Consider the following 12,836-nt stretch of genomic DNA (forward strand, 5'->3'; position numbering starts at 1 on the left):
TCGGGCAGATCATGTTGCGAGAGTCGAAGCATGATCCACTGCCCGTGCAACATATTCAATGTCGTCCCGGCGAAGGCCGGGACCCATAGCCACAAATCTCAATTGGTTTGCGAAGCTGGAGTTGCAGCGCGCTTCAACAATGCAGCCCTGTGGTTATGGGTCCCGGCTTTCGCCGGGACGACGACGTGGAGAGCTGCGCTTCAATTCCAGCCCTAGCTGCGCAGCTGTGCAGACATTTGCTAAAACAACGACCCCTGCCCGTCATCCTCCCGCACCGGCGCCTTTCTCGGCGCGGCCTTCTTCGGCTGCGGCGCGTCTTCCGCGGCGATTTCCTCCGCGGTCATCGGCAGCAGCAATTGCGCATCGTCGTTGGCGACGGCGTTGACGCGCATCGTCACCTGGTGCCAGGCGAACTCGCCGACCTCGGGGCCCTTCAGCATCGGCATCACGTCGTCGACATCGTTCGGCAGGCAGTTCGAGCCAGCGCGCGAATTGCTCGGGCCTGATCGTGACCGGCACGCGGTGATGCAGCTGCGCAAGATCAGGGCTCGCGGGCGCGGTAACGATCGCGACCGTGTCCTGCTCCTCGCCGTTCGGTCCCATCCAGGTCTCGGCGAGCGCGGCAAAGGCGAGCGGGTGGTCGTCGCGGCGATGGATGAAGAACGGCCGCTTGCGGCCGCCGGCATCGTGCCATTCGTAATAGCCGTCAGCGGGAATCAGCGCGCGGCGCCGCTTGATCGCGTTCTTGAAGGCCGGCTTCTCGCGCACCGTCTCGGAGCGCGCGTTGATCAGCAGCGAGAAGGTCCTGGGGTCCTTGACCCACGACGGGATCAGGCCCCAGCGCATCAATTGAAAATGCCGGCCGCCATTCTGCAGCAGCACCACCGGGATCGGCTGGGTCGGCGCAACATTATACCGTGGCGGAAAATTCGGCTGCTCGATATAGCCGAACATCTCGCGCAAGGCCGCCGGCGGCGAGGTAATGACAAAGCGTCCGCACATTTGCCGTCCAGAGTGGTATCCGTTTATTCTGCCTTAACTTGGACCGTTAAAGACTGCGATCAATGACCTCAACGGCCGCCATAGCGGGTTCTTCCCCGCGACCGACGTACCCCGACGAGGCGCGGGCGGCGCTGTTGCGCGCCGCCAACATCAATCCCCGCACCGGGCTTGCCACCGACTACCTCAATCACTTCAACGAAGCCATCATGCTGCTGGAGATGGTCCCGGACCTGCCGGAATGCGCCAGCGATTTCCTCGAATGGCAGCCGCTGTCCTATGCCGAGCATTTCACCGCGTCGAATTTTCGGGCACGCGATCTCGCGATCGAGGCCTATGAGACCGCGGACGCCGCAATCCGGGCCGAATTCGACCAGCTCACCGACAGCATGACGAAGATCCTGACCGAGGTCGGGGCGGCGATGCGGCAATTGCAGCAGGACAAGAGCCGGGTCGCGCTCGCCGAGCAGGCGATCGTCTGGGTCAAGCCGCTGGTGATGCAGACCGCCGGCATCATCAACGGCGCCGCAGAGGCCGATGTCGACAGCATCATGGCGGGCGCCTGAGATATCGGGCATGATGGTCTTCACAACCGGCTGCCAATCACCTTGACCTCTCCCGAACCTCCGATCCGCCCGCAGCTCGCCGTGTCAGGCGTGATTTTCCGCGACGACAAGGTGCTGCTGGTGCGCCGCGCCCGCTCGCCCGGCAAGGGCTTCTATTCGCTGCCCGGCGGCCGGGTCGAGTTCGGCGAGTCGCTGCATACCGCCCTGCACCGGGAGATCGACGAGGAGACCGGCCTCAAGGTCGAGATCGTCGGCCTTGCCGGCTGGCGCGAGGTGCTGCCGACCGGCCCCGGAGGTGGGCACTACCTGATCATGACCTTCGCGACGCGGTGGGCGTCCCGCGAGCCTCACCTGAACGACGAGCACGACGATTTCAAATGGCTGGCGCCGGAGGAAATCGGCGACCTCAAGGTCACCGGCGGCCTGCATGAGGTGATTGCGGCCGCCCGGCGGCTGGTTTGAGGCCCGTTTTAGCGGCTTTGGCGGGCCCTGCCGCCTTGCCTCGGGCGCATTGAGGGGGCATACCACCGCCATTCCGGAACCCCTGATGATCAGAGCCTTTCTCGCCGTTGTGATCCTGATGTCGGCATGCCTTGCGACGCCCGCCCGGGCGCAGGACGCGGCTGCGCCGTTCGACGGCGATTTGCAGCGGCTGGCCGAGATCCTCGGCGCCCTGCACTATCTGCGCGGCATCTGCGGCTCCAACGAGGGCGCCAAATGGCGCAACGAGATGCAGGCGCTGATCGATGCCGAGACCCCCTCCGGCGACCGCCGCGCCCGCATGATCGCGGGCTTCAACCGCGGCTATAACGGCTTCCAGCAGACCTACCGCACCTGCACGCCCGCGGCCACGGTTGCGATCCGCCGCTACATCGAGGAGGGCTCGAAAATCTCCCGCGACCTGACGGCCCGCTATGCCAACTGACCGGGCGATCTTCTTCGACCTCGACGGCACCCTGACCGACCCGAAGCCCGGCATCACCGGCTCGATCCAGTACGCGCTGGAAAAGCTCGGCCGCCCGGTTCCCTCGCAGGATGACCTGACTTGGTGCATCGGGCCGCCCTTGCGGGCGAGCTTTGCGATGCTGCTCGGCGGCGAGGAGCTCGCCGACCGCGCGGTCGCGCTCTACCGCGAGAGATTCGGCGATGTCGGACTGTTCGAGAACGCCGTCTATCCCGATATCGCGGAGGTTCTGGCCGAGCTGCGCCGGGCGCCGGGCCGGATGTTCGTCGCGACCTCGAAGCCGCATGTGTTCGCAACGCGGATCATCGCGCATTTCGGCCTCGGCGGCTATTTCGACCACGTGTTCGGCTCGGAGTTCGACGGAACCCGGGTCAACAAGGTCGACCTGCTCGCCTATGCGCTGGCGCAGACCGGGGCCGATCCGGACAAATCCCTGATGATCGGCGATCGCAGCCACGACGTGATCGGGGCGAATCGAAACGGCATCCGGGCGGTCGGCGTGACCTATGGCTACGGCACGCCGGAGGAGCTGACCGAGGCCGGCGCCAGCCATCTGTGCGCCACGCCGCGCGCGGTGCTGGCCCATATCCACAGCTCATTTGGCTGATCGCGGCCCGGATATCCGGAATTCCCCTTTAAATGCCGAGGCGGCCGTTAACCTTTTCGAAAGATGTGGGCTAGGCGGTACCTGCGTGCGTGATACATCTCGCACGTCGCAGTGGTTCGCTCCTCGGACCGCGCGCAGTCAATTTGCAGAGTTTCATGCGCCATCCAGCGTCCTTCCCCCATCACCAAGACCCGAGACCCGACCACGAGCAGAAGCAGGCCGCGCTGGGCTACCTGAACGAGGCCTGGGCTGAAGCGCGTCACGACGGCGTCGATGGCGACTGCCTCGCGCAGGCGAGCCTGTTTGCGGCGCTCGCCGAGCTCGTCGGCACCTATGGCGAGGACGCGGTGGCGAAATTTGCCGAGGGCCTCGCCGCGCGCGTGCGCAACTGCGAGTTCTCGCTGGCATTGGCCAGGCAGTAAAACGATAGCGTTTTCGAGCGAAGTGGGTCGCCGGTTCGCGTCAAGAAAACGCGTCAAACGCGAACCTACTGCTTCAGCGTCTCGAGGAACCGAACCGGCTCGCCGGTCGATGGCGTCGTGACTTCGCCCTGCCACATCACCCGCCGGCCGCGCACGAAGGTGCCGACCGGCCAGCCCTGCACCCGCACGCCGTCATAAGGCGTCCAGGCGGCGCGCGAGGCGATCCATTTGTTGGTGATGGTCTCGCTGCGCTTCAGGTCGACGATTGTGAAGTCGGCATCGTAACCGGCCGCGATGCGGCCCTTGCGGGCGATGTTGAACAGGCGCGCAGGCCCCGCGCTGGTGAGATCGACGAAGCGAGCCAGCGACAGCCGCCCGGCATTGACGTGATCGAGCATCAGCGGCACCAGCGTCTGCACGCCGGTCATGCCCGACGGCGAGGCCGGATAGGTCTTGGCCTTCTCCTCCAGCGTATGCGGCGCGTGATCCGAGCCGAGCACGTCGATGATGCCCTGCTCGATACCGTACCAGATGCCGGCGCGGTGATCGGCCGAGCGCACCGGCGGGTTCATCTGGGCCAGTGTGCCGAGCCGCTCGTAGCACTCCGGCGCGGCCATGGTGAGGTGGTGCGGCGTCGCCTCGCAGGAGGCGACATCCTTGTGGTCGCGCAGGTACAGAATCTCTTCCTTGGTCGAGATGTGCAGCACGTGGATGCGCTTGCCGGTCTCGCGCGCGAGATTGACCAGGCGCTCGGTCGCCATCAGCGCGGCGGTCTCGTCGCGCCACACCGGATGCGAGCGAGCATCGCCCTCGATCCGCAGCGGCTTGCGCTCGTTGAGGCGATACTCGTCCTCGGCGTGGAACGCGGCGCGGCGCCGGATCACCTGAAAGATCCGCCGCAGGCTCTCGTCGTCCTCGACCAGCAGCGCGCCGGTGGAGGAGCCGATGAACACCTTGACGCCGGCGCAGCCCGGGGCGCGCTCGAGCTCCGGCAGATCCTGCACGTTCTCGCGGGTGCCGCCGATGAAGAACGCGAAATCGCAATGCATGCGATGGCGGCCGCGCTTGATCTTGTCGGTAAAGGCCGCTTCGGTGACCGTCAGCGGATTGGTGTTCGGCATCTCGAACACGGCGGTGACCCCGCCCATCACGGCACTGCGCGAGCCGGTCTCGAGGTCTTCCTTCTGGGTCAACCCGGGCTCGCGGAAATGCACCTGGGTGTCCATCACGCCGGGCAGGATGTGCAGGCCCTTGCAATCGATCACCTCGCCGGCAGACGCCTGACTGAGCGAGCCGATCGCGGCGATGCGACCGCCCGCGATACCGATATCGCGCACGCCCTCGCCGTCCTGATTGACCACGGTGCCGGATTTTAGAATGGTGTCAAAATGCTGATTCATCGCTCCTCGACGCCCGCTTTCGGCTGTCGCGCGGGCCTTGTTCGGCGCACTCTAGCGCCTTAGCTTGGCAGGGGATATCGCGGCCTGCGCGTTTCCCAAGGAACTTGGAAAAGAGCCAATTTTGCGAATGAAAGCAGCGTTTCTTCCAGATCGGGGCGTGGTCAAGGTCTCTGGCGAGGACGCCCGCAACTTCCTCAACGGCCTCATCACCGCCGACATCGCCGAGTTGCGCGCGGGACAGGCCCGGTTCGGCGCGCTGCTGACGCCGCAGGGCAAGATCATCGTCGATTTCCTGATCACCGAGATACCCGCCGGCCACGGCGGCGGCTTCCTGATCGATGCGCCGCGCGCGCTCGCCAAGGGCCTTGCCGACAAGCTCGGCTTCTACAAGCTGCGCGCCAAGGTCGTGGTCGAGAACCTGTCCGACAGCCTTGGTGTGCTGGCGGCCTGGGATGGCGAGCCGGCGGCGACGCCGGATCTCGTGTTCGCCGATCCGCGCAACCCAGCGCTCGGCTGGCGCATCCTGATCCCGGAAGATTTGAAGCAGAAGCTCACTGAGCTGATCGGTGCCGATCTCATCGACGCCAGCGCCTACGAAGCGCATCGGATCGCCACCGGCGTGCCGCGCGGCGGGCTCGACTTCATGTATGGCGACGCCTTCCCGCACGAGACCAATATGGATCGCCTCAACGGCGTCGATTTCGACAAGGGCTGCTATGTCGGCCAGGAGGTGGTGTCGCGCATGCAACACCGCGGCACGGCGCGCACCCGCACGGTGAAGATCGTCCTCGACGGCCCCGCGCCTGAGGCCGGCGCAACGATCCTCGCCGGCGACAAGCAGGTCGGCACCATCGGCTCGACCGCCGGCGAGAAAGGTCTCGCGCTGGTCCGCATCGACCGCGTCGCCGATGCGCTCGACGCTGGGCTAGCGCTGACCGCGGGCGGGCTGTCGCTTCACCTCGCCGAACCTGACGCCGTCCGCATCACACCCAAGCAGACCGCATGAGCCGTACCGCGCAACTGCACCCCGACGGCAAGACGCGTTGCCCCTGGCCGGGCGAGGATGCGTTCTACGTCGCCTATCACGACAATGAATGGGGCGTGCCGGAATATGACGACCGCGCGCTCTACGAAAAGCTGATCCTCGACGGCTTCCAGGCCGGCCTGTCCTGGATCACGATCCTGCGCAAGCGCGAGAACTTCCGCAAAGCCTTCGACGATTTCCAGCCCGAGAAGATCGCGCGTTACAACGCCAAGAAGGTGCACGCGCTGATGAACGACGCCGGCATCGTCCGCAACCGCGCCAAGATCGAAGGCGCGGTGGCGAGTGCGAAGGGCTATCTGGAAATCATGGAGAAAGGCCCCGGCTTCTCGAATTTCCTGTGGGACTTCGTCGACGGCAAGCCGAAGGTCAATCAATTCAAGACCACCGCGAGCGTGCCGGCCTCGACGCCGGTCTCGATCAAGGTCTCCAAGGAGCTCGGCGCGCGCGGCTTCAAGTTCGTCGGTCCCACCATCGTCTACGCCTTCATGCAGGCGACCGGCATGGTCAACGATCACCTCGTGACCTGCTTCTGCCACGAGAGCTGCAGCGGCAAGCTCCGCACACCGCGACTCAAGAAGAAATGACGGCGCGCAAATCGACGGAGACAACCCGCGCCTGGCAGCGGATGTTGTCGGGACGCCGGCTGGACCTGCTCGACCCGTCGCCGCTCGATATCGAAATCGTCGACATCGCGCATGGACTGGCGCGGGTCGCGCGCTGGAACGGCCAAACCAGCGGGGCGCACATCTTCTCGGTGGCCCAGCACACGCTGCTGGTCGAAGCCGTGATGCGCCAGCAGATGCCGCGCGTCGACATCCGCCATCGTCTCGCCGCGCTGCTGCACGACGCACCGGAATATGTCATCGGCGACATGATCTCGCCGTTCAAGGCGGTGCTGTCAGGCGAATACAAAGCGGTGGAGAAACGGCTGCTCGGCGCGATCCATGTCCGCTTCGGCCTGCCCGCCGTGCTGGCCGACGAGATCACCCAGCAGATCAAGGCCGCCGATCGCGGCGCCGCCTATCTCGAGGCGACGCATCTGGCGGGATTTTCGCAAGCCGAGGCCAAGCGGCTGTTCGGCCGTGATCCGGAACTGCCCGAAGCAACCGAGCGCGACTATCTGACACCATGGACCGCCGCGCGGGCCGAAAAGCAGTTTCTTGAGCGCTTCAAGGCATTGCACGCCTCGTAGGGCGGCACCGAAAACGTGCCGTCGGTTGCGCCGCAAAACGACGAATTGGCATGGCACCCCCGCCTTTGCCCGTTCGGGAGCAGCCGTTATAATCCGGCACCCCCGATAGAAGGACTATCATGCTTCACGTCTGCTCGCTTGCCGCACTCTCCGACACGGTTCGCGCCACCGGCGCCAGCCATGTGCTGACCGTGATGGCCAATGTCGACCAGGTGCAGCGGCCGCCTTCCGTGCTGCCGGCCAACCACCTGAAAGTGTCGATGGACGACATCATCGAACAGATGGACGGCTTCGTTGCGCCCAACGAGTTGCATATCGAGAAGGTGCTGAGCTTCGTGCGCGGCTGGGATCGCCAAGCACCGATGGTGGTGCATTGCTACGCCGGCATCAGCCGTTCGACCGCGAGCGCATTCGTCACGGTCTGCGCCCTCAACCCGCACCGCGACGAAATGTCCATCGCCCGGATGATCCGCGAGGCCTCGCCGATCGCGGCTCCCAACCGGCTGATCGTCAGCCTCGCCGACAAGGCGCTGGGGCGCGAGGGCCGGATGCTGCGCGCACTCGACGCGATGGGTCCCGGCAGCATGAGCGTCGAAGGCCGGCCTTTCCACATCGATCTGGACTAAGCGTGGCCGGTCACCCCGATCGCTTGAACTTCCGGTCCTCCTCACGGCACTACTAGGTTGCGACGGGCCGCTGGCTGGCCAAGTCCGGCGCGTCCTGCCGGAGGCCCAATGTTCGATTCGCCGTTCGACTTCCTGACGCTCGTCCTCGCCATCGTCGCGATCATTTTCGCGCGCAAGGCGCTGGGCCGGATCGACCTGCTGCAGCGACGCCTGGATGCGATCGAGGCCGCGGGTGGCGCCGCAGTGCGGACAGCCGTGCCGCCGCCGCTGGCCCCGCTGCAGGAGTTCGAGCAGACGCCGCCGACGGCGCCTTCCGTCGCGCCGCCACCGCTCCCGGAGGCGGCTCCCGGCGAACCGGTCGCGCAGACCGAGCCAGCCGCCAACGCGCCAGGTGCCGTACCGCCGCCCCTGCCCGAGCCGCAAGCCCCGCCGCAGCCTGCACCCGGCTTCGAGGAGACGCTCGGCACGCGCTGGGTGGTGTGGATCGGCGGCCTGACGCTCGCGCTCGGCGGCTTCTTCATGGTGCGCTATTCGATCGAGGCCGGGTTGCTGGGCCCCGGCGTTCGCACGATGCTCGGCGGATTGTTTGCGCTGGCGCTGCTCGGCGCCGGTGAATGGACCAGGCGCCAGGAAAGCATCTCCAACATCGCGGCGCTGCCGATCGCCAACATCCCGGCGATCCTCACCGCCGCCGGCACCGCGGTGGCATTCGCTACCGTCTACGCCGCCTACGCGCTGTATGACTTCCTCGCCCCGGCAACCGCCTTCATCCTGCTCGGCATGGTTGCGCTCGGCACGCTGGCGGCCGCGCTGCTGCACGGACCCGCGCTGGCCGGGCTCGGCATCGTCGGCGCCTTCGTCACGCCGCTCCTGGTGTCGTCAGACAAACCCGACTTCTGGTCGCTCTACGTCTACCTCGCCATCGTCACGGCGGCAGCGTTCGGCCTTGCACGCATCCGGCTGTGGCGCTGGCTCGCGGTCACGACGATCGCCTTCGCGCTGCTGTGGACTTTCCCTTGCCTGCAATGCGGGCCCGAGATGATCGCGCCGCACGTCTTCCATGTCATCGCAGGCTTCATGCTGGCGGCGCTGCTCGTGGTCTGCGGCTTCATGTTCGGTCCCGACGGCGACGGCGAGGAGATCGAGCCGATTTCATCTAGCTCGCTCGCCGCCTATCTGCTCGGCGCGATGCTGATCGTGCTCAACAGCGCGCACGCCGATGTCGCGATGATCGGCTTTGCCTTGCTGACGGCGGGCAGCCTTTTTGTTGCTTGGCGCGCGCCCGCCGCAGCAGCAGCAATCGGCGCCGCGTCGATCTTCGTGTTCATTGTGTTCGGCGAATGGGCCGTCCGCCGCAACGTCGACATGCTGGTGCTGCCGGGCGGCGCGATCCCTGGCATCGGCCCATCCGCGACCGATGGCTCGGTCTCGCTGCATCTCGTCACCGCCGCGCTGTTCGCAGCCGCCTTCGGCATCGCCGGCTTCCTCGCGCAACTGCGTTTTGCCACCACGAAGATCACGGTGACCTGGGCCGCAGCGGCCGTGTTCACGCCGGTCGCACTGCTGGTCGCGCTCTACGCACGCATCGCGCATCTCGATCGTTCGATCCCGTTCGCGATCCTCGCCGTGCTACTCGCAGCGGCCTATGCGGCTGCGACTGAAGCACTGACCCGGCGGGGCGAGCGGCCGGAGCGGTCGCCCTCGATCGCACTGTCGGCCACCGGCGCCCTCGCCTCGCTGGCGCTGGCGCTGACCTTCGCGCTCGACAAGGGCTGGCTCACCATCGCGCTCGCGCTGGTGTCGATGGGCACGGCGTGGCTGTCGGTGCAGCGGCCGATTCCGTTCCTGCGCTGGCTTGCCGCGATCCTGGCCGGCATCGTCGTGCTGCGCATCGGCTATGAGCCGCGGATTGCGGGCGACGCTGTCGGCACCACGCCGATCTTCAACTGGCTGCTGTGGGGCTATGGCGTGCCGGCGCTGTCATTCTGGGCGGCAAGCCATTTCCTGCGTCGCAACGGCGACGACGTCCCGCTGCGCATCGTCGAATCCGCCGCGATCCTGTTCACGGTGCTGCTTGCCTTCATGGAGATCCGCCACGCGGTCAACAGCGGCGATGTCTATTATGCCAGCGCCGGGCTGACCGAGGTCGCGCTGCAGGTCGGCGCGACGCTTGCGATGGCGATCGGACTGGAGTGGCTGCGCCTGCGCAGCGGCAGCATCGTGCACAATATCGGCGCGATCCTGCTGACCGCGTTCGCCGGGCTTGCCAGCCTGTTCGGGCTGCTGGCGCTGGAGAATCCGATGTTGTGGCCGCAAAGCGTCGGCGGCAGCTTCATCAACCTGCTGCTGCTCGGCTACGCGCTGCCGGCGGTGCTGGCGCTGCTGCTGTCCTATGCGGTGGCGGGCCATCGTCCTGCCGGCTATGCCAACACGATCGCCGCCGGCGCGCTGGTCCTTGCGCTCGCTTACGTCACGTTCGAGATTCGCAGGCTCTACCATGGACCGGTGCTGACGCGCGGCGAGACCACGGGCGCGGAGCAATACACCTATTCGATCGCCTGGCTGATGTTCGGCGTCGCGCTGCTCGGCATCGGCATCGTCGTCAACTCGCAGCGGGCGCGGCTCGCGTCTGCTGCGGTGATCGGGCTGACGATCCTGAAGGCGTTCCTGATCGACATGTCGACGCTCACGGGTGTCTACCGGGCGCTGTCGTTCATGTGCCTTGGCATCGTGCTGGTCGCGATCGGCTGGCTGTATCAGCGGATCCTGTTTCGCAGGCGAACCGCTCAGCCGCTCGCGCAGGCTGAGGGTTAGGACTTGCCGTCCTGAAAGACAGCTTCAGTCGACGGACTCGGCGACCAGTCGAATCCTGAACACGGGTTTTCTGCCCTCGTCGAGCAGCTCCATGTGCCATTCGCTGTTCTGCTTCAGATTGCGCGAAATGCTGCCGAGGAAATTTCCGCAGACCTTGGTCATCTCGGCCCAGGCCACGTCGCGGCTTTCAAACTCCGTCGCGTGGTCGGATGCACCAGCGTAATCGCCATCACTAATTCGAAAAAAATATTGCGCCATATGACTACTCAAAATCAGAGTCCCCAATGTCCCGCCTCACGGCGAACGCCAGGTATTGAGTAGCGAGCAAGGCGTGGCGACCGCCATCCGTATGACTACGGCTTGGCGGCGCTATTCCCGCTAGCGCGCAGATGAAAGGTTAGTCGGTGGAGCGGCGCAATTCCGGCGCGCTCTCGACCTTGGCGGGCTCGGCCTTGACCGGCTCGAGCTTCGCGCTTCCGACCTGCGGCGTCTCAACGCGCGACACTTCGGTCTGCGAGGCATCCGCGGATCGGGTGCGCGGATGCAGCGAGCGCGGACGCGCCGCCGCGCGCGCCATCAGCATCTGCTGGCCACCCTGGTGATGGAAATCGCAATAGGCAAAGCCCATGCCGGAGACCGAGCCGCGGAACGAGCGGTCGTCCTGCTTGTCGAGATTGAAACACGGTTCGAACGGAATGCCCTTCAGCGAAGCGCAAACGCTCTGACCGCGGATCTGCAGCGTGTTGCCGGGCAGGCGCAGGTGACGGATCGGCCCCGAGCCGGAGAACTGGACCGAGCCTGCCGCACCCAGATCGTCGAGGATGCGACCGGCGCCGCGGGTGCCATCGAAACAGGTGAACGCGAACACCTTGCCGGCGACGAACCTGCGGGCCTCATCGGCGTTCATCATGCCCGCGAATGCCGGCACGACCATTGCTCCGGCCGTGACGGCCCCCAACACCAAACGCGCAAGCATGAGCTACTCCACTTACGAGCGCGGGCACTCGCTCCTTGTTGCGCATGACCCCCGCACCAACGCTTTTCGACGTCTGCGCGAGGAAACCCGGCCCCCCGGGATCATGCTGCAAGTCTCTTTACCCGCTGCTTACCATACCAACAGTGGCAACATTGGAGCAGCTTGGTTGGTAAAGTCTGAACGTCCTCAGACTATTTTTACCACGATGCGGCCGCGGACATGGCCACCGAGGATTTTCGCGCCAAAGCCCATGACTTCGTCCAGGGCGATTTCGTGAGTGATATCAGCCAGTTTTGCCTTATCCAGATCGCTGGCAAGGCGGCGCCAGGCGGTCCTCCGCAGCTCGATCGGACACATCACCGAATCGATACCGAGAAGGCACACGCCCCGCAAAATGAAGGGCGCGACCGACGACGGCAGATCCATACCGGCCGCCAGACCGCAGGCCGCGATGGCTCCGCCATACTTCGTCATCGACAGCAGGTTGGCGAGCGTGGTCGACCCGACGCTGTCGACGCCGCCGGCCCAGCGCTCCTTCGCCAGCGCCTTGGGCGCACCTGACAGTTCGGCGCGGTCGATCACCTCGGTGGCGCCGAGACCCTTGAGATAGTCGGTCTCCGACATCCGCCCGGTCGACGCGATGACGTGGTAGCCGAGCTTCGACAGCACGGCGATCGCCACCGAGCCGACGCCGCCGGCGGCACCCGTGACCACCACAGGGCCGCTCTTCGGGGTGAGACCATGCTTCTCCAGCGCCAGCACCGAGAGCATCGCGGTATAGCCGGCGGTACCGACCGCCATCGCATCGCGGGCCGAGATGCCGTCGGGCAGCCGCACCAGCCAGTCGCCCTTGACGCGGGCCTTTTCGGCGTAGGCGCCGAGATGGGTCTCGCCCATGCCCCAGCCGTTGCAGACGACCTTGTCGCCCGCCTTCCAGTCCGGATGGCTGGATTGCTCGACCGTGCCGGCGAAATCGATGCCGGCGATCATCGGGAACCGGCGCACCACCGGCGCCTTGCCGGTCAGTGCGAGGCCGTCCTTGTAGTTCAGCGTCGACCACTCGACGCGGACGGTGACGTCGCCGTCCATCAGCTCGGCTTCGTCGAATTGGGTGAGTGCGGCGGTGGTACCCTTGTCCGCCTTGTCGATCCTGATTGCCTTGAACGTTGCCACGATGTGCACTCCCCGTAATCTTGGTTTCGGGGAATGGTTTAGAGCATGATCC

General features: G+C 65.8%; 14 protein-coding genes and 1 pseudogene. 10 read left to right on the top strand and 5 right to left on the bottom strand.

All coding sequences use genetic code 11. The features are described 5' to 3' along the window. Positions 1-239: 239 nt before the first annotated feature. A pseudogene (locus ACSKB9_RS12655) lies at positions 240-1,002 on the bottom strand (SOS response-associated peptidase). 62 nt (positions 1,003-1,064) lie between these two features. On the opposite strand from ACSKB9_RS12655, the gene ACSKB9_RS12660 reads away from it, so the two are divergent. From ACSKB9_RS12660 to ACSKB9_RS12680, 5 genes are all read left to right on the top strand, one after another. Next, complete coding sequence (locus tag ACSKB9_RS12660) at positions 1,065-1,565, top strand: hypothetical protein (RefSeq protein ID WP_092087731.1); 501 nt, start codon at positions 1,065-1,067, stop codon at positions 1,563-1,565. Positions 1,566-1,607: 42 nt separating this feature from the next. Then, on the top strand, positions 1,608-2,027 hold the full coding sequence (locus tag ACSKB9_RS12665) for an NUDIX hydrolase (RefSeq protein WP_438073500.1): 420 nt from the start codon (positions 1,608-1,610) through the stop codon (positions 2,025-2,027). Between the two features lie 85 nt (positions 2,028-2,112). Then, entirely contained in the window at positions 2,113-2,490 is a 378-nt protein-coding gene (locus ACSKB9_RS12670; protein ID WP_028343726.1) for a TIGR02301 family protein, read from the top strand. Continuing rightward, positions 2,480-3,136 (top strand): HAD family hydrolase, encoded by a 657-nt coding sequence (locus ACSKB9_RS12675; protein WP_438073502.1) that lies wholly within the window; start codon positions 2,480-2,482, stop codon positions 3,134-3,136. The genes ACSKB9_RS12670 and ACSKB9_RS12675 overlap by 11 nt, the downstream gene beginning before the upstream one ends. 155 nt (positions 3,137-3,291) lie before the next feature. Continuing rightward, a complete protein-coding gene (locus ACSKB9_RS12680) occupies positions 3,292-3,558 on the top strand; it encodes a hypothetical protein (protein ID WP_438073503.1) in 267 nt (88 codons plus the stop codon). Positions 3,559-3,623: 65 nt separating this feature from the next. On the opposite strand, the gene ACSKB9_RS12685 is transcribed toward ACSKB9_RS12680, so the two are convergent. Then, entirely contained in the window at positions 3,624-4,958 is a 1,335-nt protein-coding gene (locus ACSKB9_RS12685; protein WP_310883009.1) for a dihydroorotase, read from the bottom strand. 127 nt (positions 4,959-5,085) lie between these two features. On the opposite strand from ACSKB9_RS12685, the gene ygfZ reads away from it, so the two are divergent. The 5 genes from ygfZ (at position 5,086) to ACSKB9_RS12710 (ending at position 10,635) form a co-directional block, all read left to right on the top strand. Then, positions 5,086-5,964 (top strand): CAF17-like 4Fe-4S cluster assembly/insertion protein YgfZ, encoded by an 879-nt coding sequence (gene ygfZ, locus ACSKB9_RS12690; RefSeq protein WP_438073505.1) that lies wholly within the window; start codon positions 5,086-5,088, stop codon positions 5,962-5,964. Beyond that, positions 5,961-6,587, top strand: a complete 627-nt coding sequence (locus tag ACSKB9_RS12695; protein WP_057014934.1) for a DNA-3-methyladenine glycosylase I — start codon at positions 5,961-5,963, stop codon at positions 6,585-6,587. Before ygfZ ends, ACSKB9_RS12695 begins: the two co-directional genes overlap by 4 nt. Continuing rightward, entirely contained in the window at positions 6,584-7,195 is a 612-nt protein-coding gene (locus tag ACSKB9_RS12700) for a YfbR-like 5'-deoxynucleotidase (protein ID WP_438073508.1), read from the top strand. The genes ACSKB9_RS12695 and ACSKB9_RS12700 overlap by 4 nt, the downstream gene beginning before the upstream one ends. A gap of 119 nt (positions 7,196-7,314) precedes the next feature. Further along, positions 7,315-7,821, top strand: a complete 507-nt coding sequence (locus ACSKB9_RS12705; RefSeq protein WP_438073510.1) for a tyrosine phosphatase family protein — start codon at positions 7,315-7,317, stop codon at positions 7,819-7,821. A 108-nt stretch (positions 7,822-7,929) separates the two neighbouring features. Next, entirely contained in the window at positions 7,930-10,635 is a 2,706-nt protein-coding gene (locus ACSKB9_RS12710; protein WP_438073511.1) for a DUF2339 domain-containing protein, read from the top strand. Between the two features lie 24 nt (positions 10,636-10,659). On the opposite strand, the gene ACSKB9_RS12715 is transcribed toward ACSKB9_RS12710, so the two are convergent. The 3 genes from ACSKB9_RS12715 to acuI all read right to left on the bottom strand — a co-directional run bounded on the left by ACSKB9_RS12715 (position 10,660) and on the right by acuI (position 12,784). Next, the gene (locus ACSKB9_RS12715) at positions 10,660-10,893 is read right to left on the bottom strand and encodes a DUF6894 family protein (RefSeq protein ID WP_016844381.1); all 234 of its coding nucleotides are present in this window, start codon (positions 10,891-10,893) and stop codon (positions 10,660-10,662) included. Between the two features lie 139 nt (positions 10,894-11,032). Beyond that, the gene (locus ACSKB9_RS12720; RefSeq protein WP_028332627.1) at positions 11,033-11,611 is read right to left on the bottom strand and encodes a hypothetical protein; all 579 of its coding nucleotides are present in this window, start codon (positions 11,609-11,611) and stop codon (positions 11,033-11,035) included. Positions 11,612-11,797: 186 nt separating this feature from the next. Continuing rightward, positions 11,798-12,784 (bottom strand): acrylyl-CoA reductase (NADPH), encoded by a 987-nt coding sequence (gene acuI / locus ACSKB9_RS12725; RefSeq protein WP_076824227.1) that lies wholly within the window; start codon positions 12,782-12,784, stop codon positions 11,798-11,800. Positions 12,785-12,836 lie beyond the last annotated feature (52 nt).

Origin of the sequence: Bradyrhizobium sp. BR 1433 (assembly GCF_051547665.1) — a bacterium.
Taxonomy (GTDB): Bacteria; Pseudomonadota; Alphaproteobacteria; order Rhizobiales; family Xanthobacteraceae; genus Bradyrhizobium; species Bradyrhizobium australafricanum.